Origin of the sequence: Aquimarina rubra, from assembly GCF_042684305.1 — a bacterium.
GTDB classification, from domain to species: domain Bacteria; phylum Bacteroidota; class Bacteroidia; order Flavobacteriales; family Flavobacteriaceae; genus Aquimarina; species Aquimarina rubra.
The window spans coordinates 25,404-51,448 of record NZ_JBHULE010000018.1 but is presented as its reverse complement, the minus strand read 5'-3'; the positions used below and the strand labels follow the sequence as shown (position 1 = coordinate 51,448).

Sequence of the window (26,045 nt, the reverse complement as noted above, 5' to 3'; positions counted from 1 at the left end):
ACCAGACTAAAATCGTTATTTTGGCAGAACATTTGATTATTGATCTGTATGCGATTTATTTTATATCTGATTATATGCTTTATTTCTGTTGGTATATCTGCTCAAGAGGTAGATTCTGACAAAAAGGAAAATGACAAGAAAGAACAAAGTGCTGTCGATTTTTTAACAAGTAAGGTGAATATATTTCTGGAATCTAATTTCAAAAAAGTAGAAGGAAAGGTTATATATACTTTTAAAACACTTCAACCCATAGATTCTATTACTATTGATGCCCAGAAAATGCAAATTATGGGAGTTTTGTTAGATGGTGAGAAAGTAGATGCGGCCTATGACAATAAAACCATTAAGGTTTCATCAGTTTTTGAGAAAGATTCAGAACATACTGTCGAAATTCAATATATCGCTGTGCCACAAAAAGCATTGTATTTTTTGAAGGATTATCAGGGTAATGATCAGATCTGGACACAAGGACAAGGCAAATACACCTCTAATTGGTTGCCTAGTTTTGACGATATGAATGAAAAGGTAGAGTTTGATATGACGATCAATTATGATTCGGATTATGAAGTGATCGCTAATGGGAAGTTGATGAATAAGAAAGCTGTTAATGATTCTATCCAACAATGGGAGTATGATATGACACAGCCTATGAGTAGTTATTTATTGGCTTTGGCCATTGGTAAATACGAAAAAGTAGTGGAGAATTCGGAAAGTGGAATTCCGTTAGAAATGTATTATTATCCTGAGGATAAGGACAAGTTTGAATCTACTTACAAACATAGCAAACGAATGTTTGATTTTCTCGAAAAGGAGATTGGATATGCGTTTCCGTGGCAAAACTATAAACAAATTCCTGTAAAAGATTTTTTATATGCCGGAATGGAAAATACCGGAACAACGATTTTTTCTGATGCTTTTGTAGTCGACAATATCGGATTTAACGATCGCAACTATATCAATGTCAATGCACACGAATTGGCACATCAGTGGTTTGGGGATTTGGTCACCGAAACCGAAGGGAAGCATCATTGGTTACAAGAAGGCTTTGCCACTTACTACGCATTGTTAGCAGAAAGAGAGGTTTTTGGGGAAGAGTATTTTCAATATAAATTGTATGAAAGTGCTGAGCAACTCACAGAGCAAGCAAAGGCTACAGATGCTACTTCTTTACTAGATCCTAAGGCAAGTTCTTTAACTTTTTATCAACGAGGTGCTTGGGCATTGCACGCACTAAAGAATATAATCGGCGATGCTAATTTTAAGCTTACTATTACTAACTATCTGGAGAAACACAAATTTGGGAATGTCACTACATCAGATTTTATGAAGATAGCAGAGCAGGTGAGTGGTCAGGATTTATCGGATTATCAGAAAATATGGTTAGAAGCTATTGCATTTCCTTCTCAAGAAGCATTGGATATATTGACAAGCTCTCCCTTTATTAAAAAATATTTAAGTTTAGCTGGTGAGCGCACACAACCCTTAGCAGGAAAATGGGGGACATTGGCAACAGCATTGGATTTTCCGATCAATGAGTATTTAGGTCAGGAAGTTATATATCAGCTAGAAAGCGATACCTCTCAAGAAGCTATTGCTTTATTTACCAAAGCTTTTGAAACGAATAACATCTATGTTCGTCAGGCAATTGCTAATACGATGAGTACGATCCCAAAGAGTTTACAAAAGGAATATGAATCTTTATTAGAAGATGAATCGTACGCTACGATAGAACCGGCATTGTATCATCTATGGGCTAATTTTCCTTCAGATAGAAGTCGATATTTAGAGCAAACCAAAGATATTGTTGGTTTTCATGATAAAAACGTAAGAGTACTTTGGTTAGTATTAGCACTCAATACTCCGGAGTACCAGCGAGAGAAGCACCAGGAGTTTTATGCAGAATTATCAGGGTATTCATCTCCGATACATCATTTTAGCACTCGCGAGAATGCGTTTACGTATTTAGAAAGTCTACAGGCTTTTTCTGATCCATCACTACTGAATTTGGTGGATGGTGCAGTACATCACAATTGGAGATTTCGAAACTTTTGCAGGAAAATACTAGATAACTTATTGAAGGATTCCAAGTTTCAAAAGAAATATGTAGATTTAAAGACTAAATTGCCAAAACGGCAACAAGAATTTTTAGAAAAAAAACTAACCCCATAAACGAGAATATGCGTGCATTAGTAATTTCCGGAGGAGGAAGTAAAGGAGCTTATGCAGGTGGTGTGGCTCAGTATTTAATGCAGGAGCAAGGTAGGACGTACGATCTTTTTCTGGGAACATCTACCGGAAGTTTGTTAATACCTCAGTTAGCACTCGGAAACATAGATAAGGTATATGATATCTACACCAATGTAAATCAGCATACAATCTTTAGCGTCAATCCTTTTAGGACACGCAAGAAAGGAAACCGAGAGTTTGTTTCTATCAACTTCTTTAACACCATTGTACAGTTCCTGAAACGTAAAAGAACTTTTGGGGAAAGTAAAAACCTAAGAAGAAATATTCGTAGAAATTTTTCTGAAATAGAATTTGAACTGGCAAAAAAGAAAGTGAAGGACGTAGTGGTAACAGTGTCTAATTTGACAAAAAATACGACAGAATATAAATCCATTAATGATTTCTCGTATGAGGATTTTTGTGATTGGATCTGGATTTCTTGTAATTATGTTCCGTTTATGAGTTTGGTGACTAAAAATGGGTGCGAATATGCAGATGGAGGTTTCGGTTGTATGGTCCCAATTAGAGAAGCGATCCGAAGAGGAGCCAAAGAAGTAGATGCCGTTATCTTAGAGTCCGAGAATATGGAGCACAACAAGGTGTTAGGCAAAAATCCATTTTCGTTGATGGTCAATTTGTTTAGCTATATGTTTGATCAGGTAGAAGGGCACGATACCGTGGTGGGTAAACTAGCTGCAAAGAACAAAGATGTAGTGCTCAATTTATATTATACGCCGTCTAAACTTACCGAAAATTCGTTAGTTTTTAATAAAAAATTAATGCGAAGCTGGTGGCAACAAGGATTTGACTATGCTGCCGAAAAAGCAAAACATGCAGAAGAGAATAAGCTGAAGGATATTGATATGGCTGGGTAACTTATTTATTTTAATAGCGTCCTGGCGGGCTATCCATTATATCTTTTTTATGAGTGCCCTGAGGCTCTCGAAGGGTACTTACCAAAATAATATTAGACTTATCCTGAGCCTGTCGAAGGGTTCCTATCCCTAACACAGTTTGTAGAGTAGATAAATATGATTTGAAACAAATTCCTCAAATACATTTTTGTTAACCACTAACTTGATGTAGTACCTTATTCATTGCAGTGATATTATTTTCTGGTTCAGAATCTAGAAGTAACATAGATAGCATATGAAGGTTTTCTGATCTTTCGTTTCGGGGATGTCGTTTTACTATTGTCCAACCTCCATAAGTACCTCCGGTATTTTCGTAATTTTCGATTTCGAATTCATTAAGAGCTATTCTAATATTTTTGGTATTTTCTATGGATTCTAAAATTACTTTTCTTAATTCTGGTGAAATGTATGAAAATATGTCTCCGGTATCCTCAAGATATCCTGCGTTTGGTATGAGTGCTTTGAGTTGTAATTCTATTTCTAGTTGTAAAAAATGATTTGGGAATAAATCTTTATAGCGACGCATCGCTTCTTTTTTATGTTTTGTGTATATACTGATTATTTTTTCTTGGTAAACTGTTTTTAAAACAGATAATTGCCTCTTTAGATTTTTATCAAGAAGTGTTTCTATCTCTGACCGCCAGTTGCATAAGGCAGGTAGATACTGAGTTAATAAAAATTGTTTTTTATTCTGAAGCCTGGTTATTTCTTGTTTTTTACTTTGGTTATTACTAATTATACCTTCTTCTAGGACACTTTTTCTCTCATTCCAGATTGGCTGATAGCGATCAAACTGTTCTTTGCTAAGAAGAGATTTCATAAATTGCTTGTACAGATCCAGTTTTTCCCACTCACTTAGATATTTATTTTTTTCATTTAGGATCGGCTCATTTTCCTCATACAGAAAAATTTGTGTTGCTTGTTTTTTGTTTAGATCTAGAGTTGAAGCATAACCTTGTAAGATTACCCCTGTTCTGGTATCTACAATGAATTGATAATCCTTCTCTTCAATTTCATTAAAGGTTTTTAACTCTTCAAGCGTAAAAAAATCTTTTAGAATATTATTGGCCGCTTCCTTAAATCTTTGGTGATACGGTTTTCTGAGCTTATGGTTTGTCATGGACTCGTCAAACATTTTTCCGCTGAGCTTTTCTATTTCATCTAGCTTTATTCTAAATTGTTGGTATCTGTTTTCTGATAGATTAAGGCTTTTGTATTTTTTTAAATAGCGTTCGGATTTAATAGTTTCAAAATTAAAAGAAGCCTGTTTTTCTTTTTGATCCTGTTTGATAGTTTTTAGTTTCCTTTTTTGAGCATCATCTAGCGTTCGTGCTATTGATAAAAAATATCTGAATCTGGCTTTCTTCTCCTCATAATTTGGATCTATACTAAATTTATTCTCTTTTAGATATAAATACGTCAGTTCATCAATATGATGTACTTGATTCAACGATAATGAGAGTGTTTCTTCAAAGTCGTCCACAAAAGTTCTGGTTCTCGTTATTTTAGGATGCGCCATATCATATTCCTTATTTCTTAAACTAAATTATAGTAAAAACAATCTTAGAATTTTGTTTTTCAAACAAACTAATCTTCTACTTCTATATTTAGTGTCTAAAAAGAATGAATTGTTACCTAAAGGTTGGAGTATTTTATTCAGAAATTTATTTCTGTAATTTATATTTTAGAATATATTGATATTGGTTGAGTTATATGAGTAGATATGTTTTACTTTAGTTACTTCTAAGAGCAGGTTTAAATAACTCCGGTTTTAGCCGCATTTTTTTCCTAAATGAAGAAAAGATCTGTATGCATAATAATGTAAAACTTCTTCTAAAGCCATTTTAAGGGCTTTATTTATGGGTAAAATTATATTTCCCAATTTAAAATCTATTTGATTTAATTTTATATAATATTCTGTAAATATTGGGATGTATAGTCCTTTAGATATCGCATCTGCCGTTGAATTGTAGTTATCGGCCTGACCTTCTTTAATAATTTTGCAAGTAGCCAATCTTAAATTTCCGTATTTGTCAGTGTTGGCTGCAAATCCAAAGAGTCTGCAAATTAAACCGCGGTATTTGTAGTTGCTACAACGACCTTGATCAATAACAGATAAAGGTTTATAAATTAAACACGTTAAGCTTTTGGTTTTATTAAGCTGAATGATGGTGTTTTCTGCTTCTCCATTTAAAAACAAGTGAAATGCCCACGGTAAAAATTCTATAGGAGAAGCTTCTACGTTTGGATAAGTACAACATTTTCCACAGCCAGAGACACAACAAAGTCCTGATGATTGCTCAAACTGAGCGGTTTCTAGTTCTAATTTAGAAAAAAGACTTTCTACTAATTGAACTTTTCGCTCTATCGACATTATTTTTTACCGAAGGTAGACTATTTACTACTATGACCGTTGATTTCTTTTTGAAAAGAAATGAAGATGGTTTAGATATGATTATTGGTAGCGTTTGAAGTATTGTACGTTTTCACCTAAAAGGGTGCATCAATTATATAAATGTTATGGGCATTTATTTAGTAATAAATCTATTAAAAGATTGCCAATATTTGTCTTTATAAATGTCAAAGTCGAATTCAATACTGTTTTGATATTCTCTTTTGATTCGACGTAAGACTTTTGATGGTTTTCTAAAATCAATACAGGCATAGTAAATTTCTCGTACCGAATCTGCTGTTTGTCTCCCAATATTTAGGTAACCATCCGAATCTTTTAATTCTATCATTATTTTATCTTCAATTTCATTTAGAAGCTGATATGAGATATCATTTGGCATTCCATTATTGTTTTTTCCATCATACTTTATTTCAACAGTGGTTATCCAAGGATGTGATGCTTTACTATCCCAACATAACAAATCAGAATTAACGATTGCGAGTAATGGAAGACCATTTTCCAATGTAGCTTCTAGGCTTGAATAATTATCATTATCAGTATTGTGTCTTAATCCTTTATACTTTTCTATAAATTCTTTTTCTCTCCAAATTAGAAAATCTTTCAGTTTAGAAATCGAGATAAGTTCTTTTTCTGCTTGATTCTTAGAAATTACTTTCAAGTTGTCAATAGTGGTTACTGAGTTTAGTTCTCCAAGATAATTGTCGAGAAAAATATACGTACCATTTATTATAGTCGACTCGTCTTGTTCATTGTAATCATTATGCACAACTACGATATCAATTTCATCAGGATAGTTTTTATGGTCAATAGAATAAAATGATAAATTATCACTGTCAAAAGTATAGCCTGCCATTTCTAGTCTTACATTTTCTATGTCAATAGCTGGTTTTAATGCTGTGAATTTCCAGTCTATCATTTTGGGAGCTGCCTGAACAAGCTCTTCGACAAAAACGATATTTTTGATTATCCCATCCGGTGTAAATACTAATTCAGATATATTGTCGTCATACATTCCTGCTAAGTACCAAAATCCATCTTTTAGCTCATTCAGTTTTGGTGCTAACTTGTCAAAGAAAACACGTTTAATATCACCTTGATTTTTAAGAACGTTATGAAATTTTTTTTCATTTTCCAGAAACCAATTCCAAAAGTCAGCGTAAGAGTTTATTGGCTGCTCCTTTCTATTAAATATTGATTTTAAAAAACTCATATCCACTTATTAACTATATTTTTTTCACTTTGCAAATAATATCCGTGTGTATAGTTACAAAAGGTAATTAGATACTTCTTATCTTTTTAATTGTAAACTTGTCTAAACTACGAAAACAAATCCTCTACCTCACTTTTAATAGCGGCTAAGGCTGTATCACTGGGTGCACCTTTTTCTACAGTGGTCATTAACATTACTTCCCTCATTTTAGCTGCAGAATCTACGTCTTCTTTTAAAACCGTTTTACGGATCAATGCAATGGTACCGTTTTTCGCCGCCTTTACAATATTCCAGCATTCATCTGATATATAGATTTGTTGCGTAAGGTTATGATCAAATTCCTGCTCAATGGTATTGACTAATAAGGACTCATAACTTTTTTTATCGTCTCCAAGTGGAGGTGTTCTTAATAATAATTTGCCCGGAGAAATTCGCTCTAGAAACAATGCCATACGTTCATACGCTTGTAATCTAAGCGGTAGTGATTGTTTTTGATGTTCTTTATGCAATAAGAATCGTCGTCTTTTTTCTTCATTATCCGTATGTGTTTTAAAATAGTACAACGCCAAAAGTGTGATAAAAAGAGAAGGAATTAGTGAGATTAATAGCGGTATGATTTCTATGTTCATGAATATTGTTTTAGGATTGATTTGTTTCTTTATAATGTCCTCCCAGATAGGAGCAATCTTTTAGATCTTGAGCACAGCTAAATGCTACAGGTGTTTTTGTGTATTTAAAAGAATCTTCGAGTGTTTTGGTAAGTTCTCCGTCATCGACATTCACATCTATGTCCTTCATTGTAAACTGGCATGGATGTTCATAGCCGGCTGCGTGCGTGATTTCTATCAGTTCTTTTCTAAAGGATTTAAAATATTGTGCCAGTCGATCGGATTTAAGTGGCACATTGATTCCTCTTTGTAACCATTTACTTTGGGTAGCCACTCCTGCCGGACACCGATTGGTGTGACACACTTGTGCTTGTATACAACCAATACTCATCATCGCTTCACGGGCTACATTGATACAATCTACACCCATTGCAAATGCCATCGCAGCTTTTGCCGGAAAGCCTAATTTTCCACTACCAATAAAAACCACTCTATCAGTAAGATTATGTTTTTGGAATATCTTATAAATCGCCGTAAATCCATATATCCAAGGCAATGATACGTGATCTGCAAAACTTGGTGGTGCAGCTCCGGTTCCACCTTCGCCACCATCGATTGTAATGAAATCTGGACCTCGATTTGTTTTGACCATCAATTCTGCTAAGAGTTCCCATTGCTCAGTTTTACCTATGGCTGCTTTAATTCCAACCGGTAATCCTGTTTCTGAAGCGATGTCTTCAATCAGTTGCAATAATTCCGGAACGTCTGTAAATGCCTTGTGAGTCGAGGGTGATAACACATCTTTACCTACTTCTACACCTCTTATTTTTGCGATTTCGGGAGTGATTTTGGCACCTGGTAACACACCACCTTTTCCTGGTTTAGCTCCTTGTGATAGTTTGATTTCGATTGCTTTGATAAAAGGATTTTTTTCAACCAAATCCTTCATCTTTTCCATAGAAAAATTTCCATCGTCAGTTCGTACTCCAAAATAACCGGTCCCGAAATGAAAAATAACATCTCCGCCATTACTATGATAGGGCGACAACCCACCTTCTCCAGTATTATGATAAGCACCTGCATTTTTTACCCCAATATTTAAGGAATCAATCGCTCTTGCAGAAAGTGAACCAAAACTCATAGCTGATACATTAATGGCAGAAGCAGGACGATACGGTTTTTTACGTTGATTATATTCGCCCATCACTTTTGCACAGGGCAAGAAGGTTTTGTCAATCTTATTAGGATGATCCTTATCCATCTGGAAGGGAATCATACAATTCTTTACAAAAATATGTTGGTGCTGATAAATATCTCTATCAGTTCCAAAACCTTCGTAGTTGTTTTCATTTTTAGAAGAAGCATATACCCAACCTCTCTCGATTCTATTAAATGGAAGTTCCTCTCTGTTATTGGCTACAAAATATTGCCTCATTTCTGGTCCGATACTTTCTAATAGATATCGTAAATGCCCTACAATAGGATAATTATGACTTATGGTGTGTTTCCGGTTAAAGAATATATCTCGTATCGCCACTAGAGCAAGCGCAACCAAAATCCACACCCACCATGATATTGAGCCTAAGAAATCTAAGATAGCATCCATTATAAATTAAATTATTGTGCGTTTAAATAGTCTATTGCCAATTGAGACATTACTTTAACACCTAGCACCAAACCGCTTTCATCAATATAAAAATCAGGGGTATGGTGTGAAGCAGCCTTAATCGTATTTGGGGACTTTCCTCCTAAAAAGAAATAAAATCCGGGAACTACTTCTTGAAAATACGAAAAATCTTCTCCTCCTGTTGTAGCCTTAGATAAAATCACATTTTCTTTTCCTGCAATTCCCTGAATCGTTGGTAACATCTGTTTTACCAATGTAGGATCATTATAGGTAATTGAAGTATTGTTTTGGAAGGTAATAGTTGCCTCACCGCCATAGGCTTTGGCGATTGCAGGTACCATTTCATTCATACGGCGAATAATCATTTTACGCATTTTTGGATCCAATGTTCTTACAGTTCCGATCATTTCTGCACTTTCCGGAATAATATTAAATCGTACACCACTTGTGATTTTTCCAACGGTAATGACTGCGGCTTCATCTACTAATGGAGATTCTCTACTGATAATGGTTTGTAAACCATCAATTATTTTTGCTGAAATCAGAATAGGATCAACACCGGTCCACGGCGCAGATCCGTGAGTTTGCTTTCCTTTTACATCAATCACAAAGCGTTCTACAGCTGCCATGGTTCCACCTGGTTTGTAGCGTATCATACCTACGGGAGTTCCTGAATTAATATGTAATCCAAAAATGGCATCAACATCGGGGTTTTTAAGAACTCCTTCTTTAATCATCAATTTTGCACCACCTTCTTCTCCTGGTGGTGGTCCTTCTTCTGCAGGTTGAAAAATAAACTTTACCGTACCTGATATTTTATCTTTGTTGTTGCTTAATACTTCAGCAACTCCCATTAGGATTGCAATATGTGTATCGTGACCACACGCGTGGCTAACGCCAACTTCGGTATCAAGAAAAGTGGTTTTTACGGTTGATTTAAAGGGAACATCTGCACGTTCGGTTACAGGTAGTGCATCAATATCTGCTCTTAAAGCAACTACCTTGCCCGGTTTGCTTCCCTTTAGGATACCAACCACGCCTGTTTTGGCTACATTTTCTGTTACTTCAAAACCGAGATCTTTGAGGTGTTTTGCTATTTTTTTTGCAGTTTCGAATTCGCGATTAGAGAGTTCAGGGTTTTGATGAAAGTCTCTTCGCCATTTGATTACTTTACTTTCAATCTTTTCTGACATTGATTTCACCTCAGGATCAATTTCCTGAGCCTGCATAGCACAGCATAATATAAGAAAGACAATAAATATCTTATTTTTCATAGAGTGAGTTGAGTTAAAAATTAATGAGTCTGTAATTTTCGTTTTGTAATTGTACTAAAGCTGTCATAGCAGATAATGCAAATCGTATAGTAGGATGTACATCTGATTTTGGAATGTTTCGATATGCGGCAGTTTGACCACATAAAATGATTTGAACTCCTTTTTCGGCAAGTGCTGATATCAATGGTATATTAGGATTGTCTATGCCGTACTTTTTCTGGTAGCTTTTATTATTTAAGAGTTCATTAGCAGCGTTTCCGTGAATGACCAAGGCTACCTTTAGGTTTTTTAAAGGAACTCCCGCATCTACGTGCATATTGAGATATCTGGCTGCCGTGTTAATTAGAGGATTGACTTTGGTGCTATCTCCAAACGAGCGTCCAACATCAAATACAACTTTCAAATCATTTTTAGTGTCTGTTTTAAAATCAGGATTTTTTACTTCATACGTTTTACCAAATTCTGTGATAACGCTTCCTGTTTTAGATTCTTTTTGACAAAAAATTACTGCTGGTAGTGCAAGCAGCAGAAATAAAATAGAGTGTTTCAAGCTTAAACTTTTTGGTTTCTAAAGATATTCAAAAATCTATTAAAGGAAAGTTAAAATGTGTTTTTGATCTTTAAAGAAATAAAAAAAGCATATTTCAGAAGTACCAAAATATGCTTTTTAGCTATGCTGGATTGCATTTATATTTTTACAAATTTGCCTATAGATTTATTATCAATTAGGATGATATAGAGTCCACTAGATAATTTACCTAAGTCAATTTCTGATGTTACATTGGATTCTATAATGATTTGTCCCGAAGTATTTACGATTCTTATATCCTTTTGATTGACCGTAAGGCCTTCAATGCGTAAAATATCTCTGGTTGGATTAGGGTAGTAGTTAAAAAATCTGGTTCCTTGACTTAGATTAAGTTGTGATAAGTCCACAGAAAATACTTCAGAAAAAGCATTACACCCGGTTTCGTTAAATACTTCTACACGATACTCACCAATTTGATCAGGTGTATATTGAGAATCATTGCCATCAGCGATAACCTCACCATCAAGATACCATTGATATTGTGCATAGGTAGCATCGACAGATAAGTTTTTGGTATCAGGTATTGTAATCACTGGTGGTTGTGGATTTTCTTCTACGATAATATTAATAGCCGTTCTGTTATTGGTTGTGCAATTATCAAAAGACCCTGCTACATAATAGGTGCGACTTGATTGTAACTCGGGAGCTTCAAAAGTAGCTCCGGTATATAACACATCTCCACCAGTGGGAGAATCATACCATTCAAAATTACTATTTCCGGTAACGGTTAATGAAGTAGATTCACCAATACAAATACGTTGATCTTCTCCAACCGGCTGTTCAGGAATATTAATGGAGATATAATCATCTCTTTGACGAGTATCCTGTCCGGCACTATTAGAGGTAGTAAGCGATACACTATAGGTGCCACTATTAGCATAGGTATGTGTTGGGTTTTGTTCTGAAGAGGTGATACCATCTCCAAAATCCCATAAATATGTATTTACATTATTAATAGTAGTACTATTAAACGTAACCGTAGCACAATTGGTAGCTGCTTCAAAATTGGCAATAGGAGGTTGGTTATTATCACCAGGAATGTATTTACCCGAAATGAAATAATTACCGATCGAGGAATAATCAGAGTAGCCATTACTAAGATTACCTTCTCCCACACCATCAATTTCGATGAAATATGTACCAAAGGTAAGATCAAGATCAATACTTGCCGATAGACCTGAAGGATCAGAAACTGCAATTTCTTCTCCTATTCCATTAAGAATTCTGGCTTGGATATTGAGATTGGGGTGATCTGGATTTGGTTCAAAATCAAAAGAAACATTGCCTGTTTCAATCACAAATGAAAATACATCTTTATCATCACGATTGTGTATAAAACCATAGTTTTGATCAGAACTAACATTTCCATCCGTATCTACTAGAATAGGTGTAGCTTCCGTGATTATATCTTTATGATCATCATCTCTAAAACCAACTCCATTTTGTGTTCCGGCTATGATTTGTATATCATCTTCTTGTTCATTAGCGTTATCATATTCACCCTTGCTCCAGTGTCCTATGGGCTTACTTGCGCTCCATCCCATAATAGGAGACCATTGATCGTGACCTCTATAATAAATTTCTCCAGGACGTCCATCGTGGCTAAGCCACAAAGTATGTCCAACTTCATGAGATCCGGTTTCTCCTGCAGCTCTTGTAGATAAATTATAAACCCAGCAAGGATTATCTGTACGGGTTGAAGAAAAAGATCCTAAATAGGCTACTCCTCCTGCATCTGGTGCGGCATCTTTTGTAGGAGTGAAAATACACATCATCCTACGATTCTGCGGTGCAGCATCATAAAGATCTCTTCTGGTAGTTATGTTAAGGTTAAAGGCTCTGAAATCTTCAGCCATTATTTCCCAAATAGCGATAATTTTTTGGTCTGAAAAATTAGGAGATTGTGCATTGATCGTTCCACCGCTAACCCAGCTGGTTCCTGAAACCACTTCTCCATCAAAATCAAGATAAATAATTCCGGGTGCTCCCGGAAGACTCTCTAATTGAGGAGCCATTTTAGAAAAAACCTCATTTTCATTGGTGTCATCATCACTTTCTTCCTCAACTTTTTCGAAGTCTATACAAACTAAGGAATTAATGTCTACTTCCTTTATATATACTTGTCCAAGATCATCTGTAAATATTTGATAAGCTGTTTTTTGTTCTCTAAGTACTAAGTTTCCTTCTATTTGATTTTCGGTTTTATGCAGGGTAAAAGAAGATAGTTTCTCGTTATTAATAGTACCAATGAGTGTTGTCTTCTTTTCACTTTCTTTTTGCACCTTTATATGTAATAGAAGTGGCTGTTTTTTAGAAATTGTTAGAGATAATCCTTGGGTCTTATTACTTGTTAGATTTTGAATAAAACTGTCTGAACTTTCTGCTATTCGTATAGGGGTTTTATCCTGAGCGTGGATGAATACATTGCTTATCATAATTAAAAGCAGAATGATTCTTTTAAAGTAGATTTTAATCATTTTGGATTTCGTTGGGCAAATTAGTTTTATAAAAGGATTTATTAGTTTTTGATCTTTGTTTGTTGATTTCACCTATGCAAAACCAACTATCATCAATTATTGCATAACAAATTAAGAGCGTGTTTATTGCATGAAACCTTTATAAATAAAAACTCTCCATACATCACAAGGATAATATCGAGAGTTTTGGCAATAACACTTAAAATTTTAAGAAATACTTATGATTCTTTCCAGCGGTATAATAGTAGCTTGTTTTAGTATTACTTCTTTGTCGGTGATTCCCCATATGGTAGTTTCCACTTTTTTGAATCCTTTATTATCAACAAATACTATCTTTACTTTATGGCGTTCTAAATTACCAAGAGATAATGCTCTTTGTAGCTCTAAAATTCGATCTATTTGATCTTTTCTTTTGTTAAGCACATCTTCTTTTGGAAAGGTCAGAAATTTGATTTTTTCTTTTTCAATTGGCTGAACATTTGTGTTTGGGGACATAGCTATAATATTAGGTTATATTTTGGGGTTAAAAATCTACTTTTTTATCAAAAGATTCCTAAATATATGTATTTTATCTTAATTTATTGCATTTAAACGATGTTTTTGTATAAAAAGATATTAACAATGTAAGAAATAGTTAATTGTTGTCATTAGGGCTTGATTGATATTTTGATCTAGCAAACGTTGATGATTTGTTTATAAATATACTTGATAAAAGTTCTATAAAATGTATAGTTTACTTAAATTTCGAGGCTTATAAAAATTGAAGACTTGGAAGAATATTTAGCTGGATTAAATGACGCGCAACGAGCTCCTGTATTGCAAAAAGATGGTCCTATGATCGTTATCGCAGGTGCTGGTTCAGGAAAAACAAGAGTATTAACTTATAGGATTGCCTACCTTATGCATAAGGGAGTGGATGCATTTAATATCTTATCTCTAACATTTACCAATAAAGCAGCGCGAGAAATGAAAAAGCGTATTGCGGATATTGTAGGTGCAAGTGAGGCAAAGAATCTTTGGATGGGAACTTTTCATTCTATTTTTGCCAAAATCCTTAGAATTGAAGCAGACAAATTGGGATATCCTTCTAATTTTACAATTTACGATACACAAGATTCTCAACGATTAATTGCCTCGGTAATAAAAGAGATGGGATTGGATAAAGATATTTATAAGTATAAACAAGTTCAATCGCGTATTTCTTCATACAAAAACAGTTTGATTACCGTAAAAGCGTATTTCCAAAATGCTGAGTTGGTAGAAGCTGATGCTATGGCAAAAAGACCTAGAATGGGGGAAATCTATCAGCATTATGTAGATCGTTGTTTTAAGGCTGGAGCGATGGATTTTGATGACTTATTACTCAAAACTAATGAGTTATTAAATCGTTTTCCTGAGGTGTTGGCTAAGTATCAAAATCGTTTTAGATATATACTGGTAGATGAGTACCAGGATACCAATCACTCTCAGTACTTGATCGTAAAAGCATTATCGGATAAGTTTCAGAATATATGTGTGGTAGGAGATGATGCGCAAAGTATCTATGCGTTTCGTGGAGCAAATATCAATAATATCCTTAATTTCCAGAGAGATTATGATAATGTACAGCAATATCGATTAGAGCAAAATTACCGTTCTACGAAAAATATAGTAGAAGCTGCAAACTCAATTATAGATAAAAACAAAACAAAACTTGATAAAGTAGTTTGGACTGCGAACGATCCGGGACCTAAAATTTTCGTAAATCGATTGCTAACAGATGGTGATGAGGGACGCTATGTAGCGAGTTCGATTTTTGAGAATCAAATGCAACATCAATTGACTAATGGTCAGTTTGCTATTCTTTATAGAACCAATGCACAGTCTCGTGCCATGGAAGATGCCTTGCGTAAAAGAGATATTAAGTATAGAATCTATGGAGGGTTATCTTTTTATCAAAGAAAAGAGATTAAAGACGTTTTAGCGTATCTTAGATTAATCATCAATCCAAAGGATGAAGAAGCACTAAAACGTGTTATCAATTATCCTGCGCGAGGAATTGGAGCAACTACAGTGGATAAACTAGTAGTAGCTGCTAATCATTATGATCGATCTATTTTTGAAATTATTGAAAATCTAGATCGCATAAATCTCAAAATTAACAGTGGAACAAAAACCAGGTTAGAAAACTTTATGAATATGATCAAGAGTTTTCAAGTAACCAATCAAACTTCTGATGCCTTTGTATTGGCCGAGATGGTTGCTAAAAATACCGGTTTACTTCAGGAACTTAAGAAAGATGGAACACCAGAAGGAATTGCCCGTATCGAAAATATAGAAGAACTATTAAATGGTATTCGTGATTTTGTTGAAGGACAAAAGGAATTGGCGGATGAAACCGGATCTCTTGCAGAGTTTTTAGAAGATGTAGCATTGGCAACAGATTTGGATCAGGATACCGGTGATGATGATAGGGTTGCTTTAATGACTATACACTTAGCAAAAGGGCTAGAGTTTCCTTATGTGTATATCGTAGGTATGGAGGAAGATTTGTTTCCTTCAGGGATGAGTATGAATACCAGGTCGGAACTGGAAGAAGAACGAAGATTGTTTTATGTAGCGCTAACCAGAGCAGAGAAACAAGCGTATTTGACCTATACACAATCTCGGTACCGATGGGGTAAACTTGTAGATGCAGAACCAAGTCGTTTTATAGAAGAAATTGATCCTCAATACTTAGAATATATTACTCCGATCGATACTTATCGTTATAAACCTTTGGTCGATACAGATATTTTTGGCGATGTTGATAAAAGTAAATTAAGACTTAAAAAACCAGTTTCAGGATCGCCTCCGGTTTCTCATAAACCTTCAGAGGAACAATTACGTAAGCTTCGTAAACTAAGACCTGTGTCTAATGGTACTACGAACACTCCTAAAACAAATCTTTTTGACGGAGATTTGGTACCCGGAACTATTGTGGAACATATGCGTTTTGGCAAAGGAAAAATTCTTCAGCTAGAAGGAGTAGGGCAGGATAAAAAAGCAGAGATTAACTTCGAAAATGGAGGAATTAAAAAGCTCTTATTACGATTTGCAAAGCTCAAAGTCATTGGATAACTTATAGTTCCTCTAAGATTTTATTACTAGTAATCATAGTAAAGTTGTTCTTCTAATTGGATTTTCTAGTGGTAGTTACATAAACTAAAAATTCTAATTGCCTCAAGTCTCAAACATCTTGGTTTTGATTCTTGATTATTTGCTAATTGAATATCCGTAAACTATAATAAATCATAATCGTCAACCTGAACTTGTTTCAAGTTCTTATTATAAATCATTGTTTATTAGCATAATGAGATTCCGAAATAAATTCGGAATGACGCTAAATAATGCATCATTACACAAAATGGATAATCATATTTAATTTTTAATCCTTCAATTAATTTCAAAAACAAAGTAGATTATTTTATAATAAATACTTTGTTTTTGAAGATTCTTAATTATTTATTTTCTCCAGATAGAAAAGTAAATTATCCGCTAATTTTTTACTCATTTATTACTTTTTTAACCTTTTTATAACAAAATATCAACACTCAAACGTTTTCGGTAAAAAACGCTTCTTTGATTATTATAATATCCCAGTTTTTTTTTGAAATATTTATTACAACGTTTGAGGAAATGATATTACAGTAGAAGTTTTCTTGATCGTTATTTTATTAACACACAAACCAGACTTAATTATGAAAAAATTACTCTATTTAGGGTTATTAATTTGCCTTTGTTTACCTAGACTAGGCGTTGCGCAATCCGAAAGAAATCTCCCGTTTTCCTGGGATAATCTTACGGTTTATTTTCTTATTACCGACCGTTTTAATAACGGTGATCCAACGAATGATACCAGCTTTGATCGTCAAAAAAACAGTACAGCTAATGAACTTGATTTTCAAGGGGGTGATATTCCGGGAGTTACACAAAAAATTAGAGAAGGATATTTTAATGACCTTGGAGTAAGTGCTATTTGGGTTACCCCGGTAGTAGAAAACAGACACGGGTATATAGGAACAGAATTTAATGATTATCCATACCACGGATATCACACAAATGATTGGACAGCTTTTGATCCAAATTTTACTTCTGCAGAAGAGTTTGAGGAGTTTATAGATGAGGCACACAATCACGGGATTAGAGTTTTGTTGGATATCGTAATGAACCATTCTGGCTATGTTACCTATAAGGATATAAATGGTCAGAGAATACCAGTGGACCAAGATTATCCTTTGGATTGGGTACGATTACAATGCCAGGAAGATGGGAAACCTAGTAATGGAGAATTACCTTGTGATGATTATACACAACCTCTTTATGGCTTGCCAGATGTAAGAACGGAGTCTTTTAATACAGTAAGTTTACCACAGTGGTTATTGGATAAATGGGAAACTGAAGGAAGAAAGCAAGAAGAACTAAATGAATTAGATGCTTATTTTGCTAGAACGGGCAAGCCAAGAACTCCAAGATACTATTTGATTAAATGGTTAACCGATTGGGTTAGAGAATACGGTATAGATGGATTCCGTGTAGATACAGAGCGTCATGTAAGAGCTGATGTTTGGAAAGAACTGAAAGAAGAAGCGGTTCTTGCATTAAGAGAATGGAAACAAAATAATCCTACCAAAAAACCGGATGATCTTGATTTTTATATGACAGGAGAGGATTCCTCTTTGAATATTAAAAACAATGTAAATGATCCGTTACCAGAAGATTTTACTGTGAGTAAATTTAATAGTATGATCAATTTTAGATCTCCTATAGAAGCTTATGACAGTATGGGACAAGAAGAGATTTTTAGTTCTTTTGCGGCAAAACTTAACCAGGATGCAGGATTTAATACTCCTGGTGAGTATAATATGATTAGTTATTTAAGATCTCATGATTTTAGTGAGTATTACAGAGGGAATATGTTTGAAGGTGCGGTAAAGTTACTGTTGTCGCCCGGAGGTGCTCAAATTTATTATGGCGATGAATCCGGAAGAGAATTTTTTAATGCTGAAACATACGTTGATGCAGGATATCGTGGTTTTATGAACTGGGATAATATGAATGATGCTATGTTGCTACACTGGAGAAAATTAGGAACATTCAGAAGAGAACATATTTCTATTGGTGCTGGTTCGCATCAAAAACTAAGTGATGCGCCATACATTTTTAAGCGTGAATATAACCGTAATGGGGAAACTGATAAAGCACTAGTGTTTCAGGGACAGGATAACGATTTCGCTGGAGCGCTCAATGTTTACGGAATGTGGTCTGACGGAACAGTACTTAAAGATTATTTTTCTGACACTACGGCAACAGTTACCGGAGGAACAATAACTTTTGGAACTACTTTCGGAATTGTTTTGATAGGAGAACCTTTTGAAGTCCCCAATTCCGTATCATTATCTGTAAATCCAGCTTCAGGATTTTATACGGATGCTGTAAACGTAGAAATGACTGCATCCACAACCGCACAAGGAGCTACAGTAGATATTTTCTATACAACAGATGGTTCTGATCCTTCGGTTTCCAGTACATTATATACAACTCCTTTTAGTGTAACCACTTCTACTATGATAAAGGCAATAGCCTTTGATTCAGAAGGTAATGATTCTAATATAGTACCTAGAGATTATGTAATCGGTGATGGATCTCCATTCGATATATATTTTAAAAAACCATCCACTTGGTCATCTGCTAATGTTTACTTATTTAATCAAAATACCGGTGATGCATTACCTGGATTTCCAGCTTGGCCTGGGGAAGTAATGCAAAGCGTGCCGGGAACTCCTTGGTTTACCTATACTATTGATCAAAATGTACCAGTTGGTATTGTATTTAATGATAATGGAGGAGATCAAACCGATGATCTAACAAGAACTTCCAAAGGCTGGTATGATAACCAATGGTTTGATGATTGTCCAAGTGATTGTCCAACAGGACTACAACCACCAGTATTAAACGTATCTCCTGATTCAGGTATATTTAATGGAAGCGTAGAAGTAAACATGAGTGCTACCAATTCTGGAGTCATATATTATACATTAGATGGTTCTGTTCCTAATGCAACAAGTACATTGTACTCAGGAACATTTACAATATCCTCTACAGGAACTACACAATTAAAGGCAGTAGCGATAAATGATGCTGGAAGCTCTTTAGAAATCAATAGAACATATACGATACAAGATACACCTGGATATACGGTAAATTTCAGAAAACCGGATAACTGGGGAACGGCTTATATTTATGTATATGATAAAAATGCAAATGCAGCGATTCCAGGATTCCCTGCTTGGCCAGGAGTTCAAATGACGCAGTTAAATACTTCTCCTTGGTTTACTTATGATATCGACGAATCTGTTGAGTTAGGAATAGTGTTCAATGATAATGGAGGAGCACAAACTGATGATCTATTCAGAAACACTGAAGGATGGTTTAATAACGTATGGACAGATACCTGCCCTGGAGAATGTCCGGGAATTATTCCAGACACTTCTTTCGATGTATACTTTAAGAAACCATCTTTCTGGAATACTGCTTTTATCTACATCTATGATAAAAATGCAAATGCAGCTATTCCCGGAGCTCCGGCTTGGCCTGGTGCACCTATGAACGCTATCAATGGATCTCCTTGGTATTCTTCTACAATAGATGAGTCTGTTGAGGTAGGAATTGTATTTAATGATAACGGAGGAGCACAAACTGGGGATCTGTTTAGAACTATAGATGGATGGTATGATAACCAATGGTTTGATAGTTGTCCAAGTGATTGTCCATCTGTTGATGACATTAAAGCTTCTTTCTCTGATAAGGATCCTGTAAGCAACGAATTACAAGTTGCCAAAGCTTGGCCTAATCCTTTTAATGAATCGTTGACGTTATCTTTTACCGGAAATATGAAAGATAATTTCGTAAGGATAGAATTGTTTGATTTAACGGGAAAGAAAACCAATACCGCGCAGACAAAAGATACTAAAACAAACACTATTACCATAAATACAACCAATCTTCCAAAAGGAATTTATCTTCTAAAGATGACTTCTAATAAAAATGTGAAGGTGATGAAAATGGTAAAGTAGACGATTATTTTGCTGAAGTAAAAACCTGTTGAGGAAGTGATTATCCTTGGCAGGTTTTTTTTATTTTTAGACTATGCAAAAAGATAAAAAAGGTTTCATTTATGTATTGATTCAGTCTACCCTGTTTTTATTGTATATACTTCCGATCTATGATTGGAAGATATTTTGTTTCCCATCTATTCGTTATCTGTTTTTAGTAGCAACCATAATCGGAGGAGTTATAATTCTTGGTTCCATGTTACAACTCCGAAATCAATTATCGCCTTTTCCAGCACCTTTGAAGGATGGAGTTTTGATAGAGAATGGTTTTTATAGATTTTCTAGGCATCCTATTTATTCTGGAATATTGATCAGTTGTTTCTTTTATGCTTTATATAGTTGTTCGGGTTTCAAGATGATAATTTCTATTGCATTACTCATCTTATTTTATTTTAAAAGTTCTTATGAAGAAGAATTACTCTTTAAAAAATATATAGGATATAAAAAATATAAGAAAAGAGTGGGACGGTTTTTTCCGAAGATTTTTTGAAAGAGTTACCCTAGTAATTATGATTCTAATAACTCTTATGAATCCATATTAGTGGTTAATAAAGTATTATTTTTTTTAATTTAAATGCACAAGGTGCGTGTCTTAATACATGTAGTGTGGTCGTTTTTAAAAATATTTTTAACCATATAAAATAATGATTACCAATGTTTTGCGAATATTTTGGTTTTGCTTACAAAAGTTTGGCACGCGTTTTGAAAATTACTAAGCAACTGATAGGGCAATTATAATATCAGTTAAAAAATGTTTATTAATTTAAAATAAGGAAATCATGACAAATTTTATTTCATTCAAAATCAATTGGAGCGTTTTAAGAAAGTTTTTACAAGAATTACCAGCAGCGAGTAGCCATGCAATTCACAGATAGACTTTCTAACTAAACCCCAAACAAAATGTTTACAAATTACTTTTAATCACTGGATATAAATTCTATTTTATATCCAGTTTTTCTTTCCGTTTTTTTAAACCAATTAAAGTGTTTTATGGCTAAACCCTAGTTTCTCTAGAAACAAACCTTTATTTAGTGCGGTTGTTTTCAGGGGTATATTTCCACTGAAAATCTGGGTGATTTTGCATCTATAGTTTTTTAAATTTGATATAACCGAAACACAGAACTGTTCTATATTCTAACAATCTATTTTGTTGTCAATGAATATGTTATTTATAGAAATATTAGCTAATTTCTGATGTTCTGTTTGGGTGTACACAAATTAATCTTAAAACTCAGCGATGGCACTTCAGTCTAACATTCAATTATTCATTGGTGGAATTTCTATAAAGGCATTCAAGGGACTTACCCTTCAGCAGGAAATTGATAATCATCATACACTCGAATTATTATGTAGAAAAGATGTTCTGGAAAATATTTCTGATCAAAATGACGATCAAAGCAATGATTTTTTAGGACAAACAATTATTCTTTCCATATCTTCTCTTGATGCTATAGATCTGTATAAGGAGCTTAAATTTAACGGAGTAGTTACTGAGGTGAAGGTTACTAATGGCTTCCATCAATCGATGGGAGATTCTATTTTGATTAGAGCCAAAAGTAATTCAATACTAACCGATGACGGACCCCATTATGCATCATTTAGTGATGAAAATTTAGAATCAATTCTTTCCAATGTTTTTCAGAAGTATGATCGTTCGAAATTGAATACAATACTATCAACAAGGTCTGACAGTAGTTTGCATTATTGTGTACAACAAGGAGAAAGCAGTTTTGAGTTTGCCAGTAGATTATCTGCTCAATATGGCGAGTGGTTTTATTACGATGGAGAGAATCTGGTTTTTGGTAAACCTTCAGAATCCGAAGAGGTACACCTAACTTATGGATATGACCTGCAAGAGTTTTCAAGAAGTTTGCATCCTAGGTCTAATAGTTATTCCTTTTTTACGAATGATTATTTAAATGATGAAAAACACGAAGTAACTACTTCAGAAATTACAAGCTCCATAAACGGACATAACGGATACGCTTCTAATAAAAGTAAAGAAATGTTTCCTCATAAGACTCAGGTTTTTTTAAATACATATAATGATACTCAAACTAAACAAAGACTCAGCAACCTTGTAAAAGAACAAAAAAAAGCTGAAGAGATTAAGCAAGTTATTGTCACTGGTAAAAGCGATAATCCGGGAGTTAGCTTAGGGAAGAAAGTAAAAATAAAAGAAAAGAATAATGATCAAGGGATTTATAGAATTATAAAAATAACACATACAGCTACAGAAAACGGGAAGTATGTAAATCATTTTGAAGGAATCGCAGTAGATCAGGATGTATACCCAAATACTAATATTTTTAAGACACCTAAAAGCGAAACACAAGTAGGAATTGTTACAGATAACGTGGACCCTGACGGGATTAGTCGTGTAAAAGTGCAATTTCCCTGGCAGAAACCATTAGGGGAATACACACCTTGGTTACGAGTGATGACACCGCATTCAGGTGGAGAAAAAGGGTTTCACTTTATACCGGAAATTGGTGAAGAAGTATTGGTAGGTTTTGAAGGAGGAAATGCAGAACGGCCTTACGTGATGGGCACACTTTATAATGGGAATGCAAAATCTGCCGGATGGAAAACCGATAATAACGATATTAAAGCAATCAGAACTCGTAGTGGTCATATGATTGAGTTCAATGATACCGAAGGAAAAGAATTCATTACGATCATCGATCAAAATGCTAATACTATTCATATTGACACAGCTAATAATAATATAACTATCACGGCAATAGAAAAGATGACTTTGAATGCTAAAAATTTTGAAATGAACATTCAGGAAGATGCTAATTTTAATATTGGTAGGAATACTACAATTTATACAGAAAAGAATTTTAATACCTCTTCTTCTGATCATACAAATACCGTAGAAAATAAAATGAAAACTACTATTGGGGGAGATCTAATTCAAAATAGTGGAAATGCGCAAATACAGAGTAAAAGAAATATGAAGATTGCTTGTGGAGCAACCGCTTCATTTCAAGGAGGTGGAAATGTAAAAATTAGTAAAGGGTAGACATAACGTAAAATATACAATTCATAACTCAATGATTTCAAGTAAATATAAGTTCAGAACAACGGAGGTTCAATTAAATATACCAAAAGAAGGAGCACGTAAGTATTTGATAGAAAGTACAAACTATATTAACTATACCGGAGAAATACGTTGTTCTAATAAGAAAGAAATCTCTTTTTCTCTCGAATATAATGAAGACCAACCTTATACTCGTTTTGTTCATATTGAGATTGAAAGTAATAGTTTTAAATTTTCTGATGGGTCTTTTGCAATGCAAGATATCATAAAGAGAACGGCTTCCGTCTATGCCAAACTTAATTTACGTTTATCTTATCTAGGAGAGATTTTGGCAATAGATAATATGGAAGAATTACAGGAAAATTGGAGCGAATTGAAAATATATTTTAAAAGTAAATTTAAAGGAAATCAGATACAGCGCTTTATAGTAAAAACAGACACTATATTAAACTCTGAAGAAGAAGCCATTAAAGACATCTCTCTATATCATAACTTTGGAGGATTAATAAAATCAATGTACCAAAAATATAGTTCTGACTCGTGTAGTAACACATCTCAGTATTTATCCACAAAGTATGGGAAAATTTTTATGAAAGAAGATGTTTTATTACAATCGGTAAAAGAAACAGAAGAAATTCAGTTACAATTACAGTCACATTATCCCAAAAATGAAGAATATGTTTCTGTAAACGGGACTTATAATTTTAAAGGTATACTTGAGTCGTGGTTGCAGCGGGCCGTAATTTCTAGCATCGAAAAATATGGCAGACAAGAATATCACAATACTGTTAGTGTAATTCAATTGTAATAATGGCAGGACAATTTGTTAAAAACGGAGCTACGTTAAAATGTCCACTTTGTTCTAGTAGTGGTACATTAGTCGTATCACATACTCAAGTACAACTACAAGACACACCTTGTGCCACTAATGGAGATAGAAGTAAGTCTAATCTTGTTTTTAGCGGTGTTTGTAAAAAATGGAGAAAAAGCCCACCACCTTGTGCCAGTGTGATTTCACCGACCCAATGGGCTGGAGTAGCAATAGATGTGGAAATCGATGGAGAGTTTATGTTATTAGAAGATTCTACCATAACCTGCAGTACAGGTGGTGTAGATATCGCTATCGAAGATACTGCACAAATGGATGCTCCTACAGATTTGCCAGATATCGAGAATGCTTTATTAAAAAAGTTTTTGGTTAATGTTAGAAGACCAGATGACTATAAAGGAGAATACGGATTTGACTGGTTGCGTGATGAGTATATTTATCCTATCGAAACCGTAGTATTTGATAATGATGGAACCTCCTTAAATCAACTTGTGCCAATCTGTAAAAATCCAGAAGATCTAAAGAATGAGTATAAAACAAAGGATGTTGTAAATCCTATCACACCTTATGGAGTAGAGTATTATCCAGCGTGGCTATCTATTTTTTCCTATGCATCTAATGGTTATATTAATGAAGTCGATTTAAATATTGAAATTGAAGAAATTGAGCCGTTAGAAAGTGATGGAACGCAAATCATTTTTGAATCTGCTAATGATTCACTTATAATCACTCCTTCCGAACTAAGCTTGAGTGAACTTTTAGGAAAAAAACAAACTAAGGATTTAGGCACTGCCACAAAGGATTTTTATGTAACCGAAAAAGTAATCAATATAAAATGTGATGGCGAGCCACTAGAAAATCACGAAGAAATTAAAATTTTCGCAGAACTAGATGGAGAAAAAGAAGAAGTTGGAAAACTGATGGTGTATAAAAATAATGATATTGCTAATGCTAGTATTATCGCAGTTAATGTGATTATAGACGGAAAATCTGCAAGTTTGAACCCTAATTATAAGACGGCAATTAAATATAAATCCTTAGGTCAATGTTTAATACAAGCAGAAGTTATTGATGATAATTTTGATATTGATAGTTTACCTGATGACGATCCAGATGTAAAGAAATTTAAAGAAGATTTTATTACAGAAACTTTAGATATTGGAGTTCAGTTTGATTCTGTAAATGGGTTTTTAAATGATTTGGTTAGGTTGTATGATAAATACGGGCATTATAAACCAGTAACTGGTATTGAAGAATTTGGACATAATAAAACATTTATGTTTTATACCAATGTTACCGGGATTCTTGAACGGGAGGGGTTACCTCCTTTGCAGTGGAGAGGTTTGGCAACTGCTGATCAAACGGATGTATCCAATGTAAAATGGGGGAATGCATGTATTATATTTGGCGGGGGATTGTCAGAAATTCACAACGTTCCTCACGAAATAGGGCATTCTCTTTCATTACCTCATTCTTTTGAAGAGGAATTAAATACACCTTTCTTTTTTTATAGAGGTTTTACGGATAATTACCTGGATTATCCAACTCAGTTTGAACCAGATCTAAACAAAATAGCTGCGGATAATTTTTTTAAAGGTAATATGCATTCTTTTTTTAAATGGCAATGGGATATTATGAGAGAAGATAAAAGTTTGGTTTATGAAGATAATAAGGCTTTACAGTAAGCATAGTCTGTTTT

General features: G+C 34.2%; 17 protein-coding genes. 8 read left to right on the top strand and 9 right to left on the bottom strand.

Annotated elements, in window-relative coordinates; genetic code table 11:
- The first annotated feature begins 48 nt into the window (after positions 1 to 48).
- Positions 49 to 2,169 carry a M1 family metallopeptidase gene (locus ACFSR1_RS08385; protein ID WP_378291494.1) on the top strand — a complete coding sequence of 707 codons (2,121 nt, stop codon included), beginning with the start codon at positions 49 to 51 and terminating at the stop codon, positions 2,167 to 2,169.
- Between the two features lie 8 nt (positions 2,170 to 2,177).
- The gene (locus tag ACFSR1_RS08380; RefSeq protein ID WP_378291492.1) at positions 2,178 to 3,101 is read left to right on the top strand and encodes a patatin-like phospholipase family protein; all 924 of its coding nucleotides are present in this window, start codon (positions 2,178 to 2,180) and stop codon (positions 3,099 to 3,101) included.
- Positions 3,102 to 3,291: 190 nt separating this feature from the next.
- Here ACFSR1_RS08380 and ACFSR1_RS08375 read toward each other — a convergent pair whose 3' ends face one another.
- The 9 genes from ACFSR1_RS08375 to ACFSR1_RS08335 form a co-directional block, all read right to left on the bottom strand.
- Positions 3,292 to 4,659, bottom strand: coding sequence for a hypothetical protein (locus ACFSR1_RS08375; RefSeq protein ID WP_378291490.1), 1,368 nt, complete (start codon positions 4,657 to 4,659; stop codon positions 3,292 to 3,294).
- Positions 4,660 to 4,911: 252 nt separating this feature from the next.
- Positions 4,912 to 5,514 carry a YkgJ family cysteine cluster protein gene (locus ACFSR1_RS08370; protein WP_378291488.1) on the bottom strand — a complete coding sequence of 201 codons (603 nt, stop codon included), beginning with the start codon at positions 5,512 to 5,514 and terminating at the stop codon, positions 4,912 to 4,914.
- A 154-nt stretch (positions 5,515 to 5,668) separates the two neighbouring features.
- Entirely contained in the window at positions 5,669 to 6,763 is a 1,095-nt protein-coding gene (locus ACFSR1_RS08365; protein WP_378291486.1) for a DUF695 domain-containing protein, read from the bottom strand.
- 107 nt (positions 6,764 to 6,870) lie between these two features.
- On the bottom strand, positions 6,871 to 7,392 hold the full coding sequence (locus ACFSR1_RS08360) for a DUF7935 family protein (protein ID WP_378291485.1): 522 nt from the start codon (positions 7,390 to 7,392) through the stop codon (positions 6,871 to 6,873).
- 10 nt (positions 7,393 to 7,402) lie between these two features.
- A complete protein-coding gene (locus ACFSR1_RS08355) occupies positions 7,403 to 8,977 on the bottom strand; it encodes an FMN-binding glutamate synthase family protein (RefSeq protein ID WP_378291483.1) in 1,575 nt (524 codons plus the stop codon).
- An 11-nt stretch (positions 8,978 to 8,988) separates the two neighbouring features.
- The gene (locus ACFSR1_RS08350; RefSeq protein WP_378291481.1) at positions 8,989 to 10,272 is read right to left on the bottom strand and encodes an amidohydrolase; all 1,284 of its coding nucleotides are present in this window, start codon (positions 10,270 to 10,272) and stop codon (positions 8,989 to 8,991) included.
- 13 nt (positions 10,273 to 10,285) lie between these two features.
- A complete protein-coding gene (locus tag ACFSR1_RS08345) occupies positions 10,286 to 10,822 on the bottom strand; it encodes a DsrE family protein (protein WP_378291480.1) in 537 nt (178 codons plus the stop codon).
- A gap of 137 nt (positions 10,823 to 10,959) precedes the next feature.
- Positions 10,960 to 13,338: an Ig-like domain-containing protein gene (locus ACFSR1_RS08340; protein WP_378291478.1), complete on the bottom strand. Its 2,379-nt coding sequence runs from the start codon at positions 13,336 to 13,338 to the stop codon at positions 10,960 to 10,962.
- A 207-nt stretch (positions 13,339 to 13,545) separates the two neighbouring features.
- Complete coding sequence (locus tag ACFSR1_RS08335) at positions 13,546 to 13,833, bottom strand: hypothetical protein (RefSeq protein WP_378291476.1); 288 nt, start codon at positions 13,831 to 13,833, stop codon at positions 13,546 to 13,548.
- A 273-nt stretch (positions 13,834 to 14,106) separates the two neighbouring features.
- Here ACFSR1_RS08335 and ACFSR1_RS08330 point away from each other — a divergent pair, with 273 nt between their 5' ends.
- From ACFSR1_RS08330 to ACFSR1_RS08305, 6 genes are all read left to right on the top strand, one after another.
- On the top strand, positions 14,107 to 16,437 hold the full coding sequence (locus ACFSR1_RS08330) for an ATP-dependent helicase (RefSeq protein ID WP_378291474.1): 2,331 nt from the start codon (positions 14,107 to 14,109) through the stop codon (positions 16,435 to 16,437).
- Positions 16,438 to 17,057: 620 nt separating this feature from the next.
- Positions 17,058 to 20,432 carry a starch-binding protein gene (locus ACFSR1_RS08325; RefSeq protein ID WP_378291472.1) on the top strand — a complete coding sequence of 1,125 codons (3,375 nt, stop codon included), beginning with the start codon at positions 17,058 to 17,060 and terminating at the stop codon, positions 20,430 to 20,432.
- A gap of 73 nt (positions 20,433 to 20,505) precedes the next feature.
- Entirely contained in the window at positions 20,506 to 20,961 is a 456-nt protein-coding gene (locus ACFSR1_RS08320) for a methyltransferase family protein (RefSeq protein ID WP_378291471.1), read from the top strand.
- 747 nt (positions 20,962 to 21,708) lie between these two features.
- Complete coding sequence (locus ACFSR1_RS08315) at positions 21,709 to 23,499, top strand: type VI secretion system Vgr family protein (protein ID WP_378291469.1); 1,791 nt, start codon at positions 21,709 to 21,711, stop codon at positions 23,497 to 23,499.
- Positions 23,500 to 23,530: 31 nt separating this feature from the next.
- The gene (locus tag ACFSR1_RS08310; protein ID WP_378291467.1) at positions 23,531 to 24,325 is read left to right on the top strand and encodes a hypothetical protein; all 795 of its coding nucleotides are present in this window, start codon (positions 23,531 to 23,533) and stop codon (positions 24,323 to 24,325) included.
- A gap of 2 nt (positions 24,326 to 24,327) precedes the next feature.
- Positions 24,328 to 26,031: a DUF4280 domain-containing protein gene (locus ACFSR1_RS08305; protein ID WP_378291465.1), complete on the top strand. Its 1,704-nt coding sequence runs from the start codon at positions 24,328 to 24,330 to the stop codon at positions 26,029 to 26,031.
- Positions 26,032 to 26,045 lie beyond the last annotated feature (14 nt).

Bases quoted from the DNA above. Each gene is read 5' to 3' on its own strand.
- ACFSR1_RS08315 (WP_378291469.1), top strand. From the start codon at position 21,709: ATGGCACTTCAGTCTAACATTCAATTATTCATTGGTGGAATTTCTATA.
- ACFSR1_RS08355 (WP_378291483.1), bottom strand. From the start codon at position 8,977: ATGGATGCTATCTTAGATTTCTTAGGCTCAATATCATGGTGGGTGTGG.
- ACFSR1_RS08320 (WP_378291471.1), top strand. From the start codon at position 20,506: ATGCAAAAAGATAAAAAAGGTTTCATTTATGTATTGATTCAGTCTACC.
- ACFSR1_RS08370 (WP_378291488.1), bottom strand. From the start codon at position 5,514: ATGTCGATAGAGCGAAAAGTTCAATTAGTAGAAAGTCTTTTTTCTAAA.
- ACFSR1_RS08385 (WP_378291494.1), top strand. From the start codon at position 49: ATGCGATTTATTTTATATCTGATTATATGCTTTATTTCTGTTGGTATA.
- ACFSR1_RS08340 (WP_378291478.1), bottom strand. From the start codon at position 13,338: ATGATTAAAATCTACTTTAAAAGAATCATTCTGCTTTTAATTATGATA.
- ACFSR1_RS08310 (WP_378291467.1), top strand. From the start codon at position 23,531: ATGATTTCAAGTAAATATAAGTTCAGAACAACGGAGGTTCAATTAAAT.
- ACFSR1_RS08380 (WP_378291492.1), top strand. From the start codon at position 2,178: ATGCGTGCATTAGTAATTTCCGGAGGAGGAAGTAAAGGAGCTTATGCA.
- ACFSR1_RS08360 (WP_378291485.1), bottom strand. From the start codon at position 7,392: ATGAACATAGAAATCATACCGCTATTAATCTCACTAATTCCTTCTCTT.
- ACFSR1_RS08335 (WP_378291476.1), bottom strand. From the start codon at position 13,833: ATGTCCCCAAACACAAATGTTCAGCCAATTGAAAAAGAAAAAATCAAA.
- ACFSR1_RS08325 (WP_378291472.1), top strand. From the start codon at position 17,058: ATGAAAAAATTACTCTATTTAGGGTTATTAATTTGCCTTTGTTTACCT.
- ACFSR1_RS08365 (WP_378291486.1), bottom strand. From the start codon at position 6,763: ATGAGTTTTTTAAAATCAATATTTAATAGAAAGGAGCAGCCAATAAAC.
- ACFSR1_RS08375 (WP_378291490.1), bottom strand. From the start codon at position 4,659: ATGGCGCATCCTAAAATAACGAGAACCAGAACTTTTGTGGACGACTTT.
- ACFSR1_RS08305 (WP_378291465.1), top strand. From the start codon at position 24,328: ATGGCAGGACAATTTGTTAAAAACGGAGCTACGTTAAAATGTCCACTT.
- ACFSR1_RS08350 (WP_378291481.1), bottom strand. From the start codon at position 10,272: ATGAAAAATAAGATATTTATTGTCTTTCTTATATTATGCTGTGCTATG.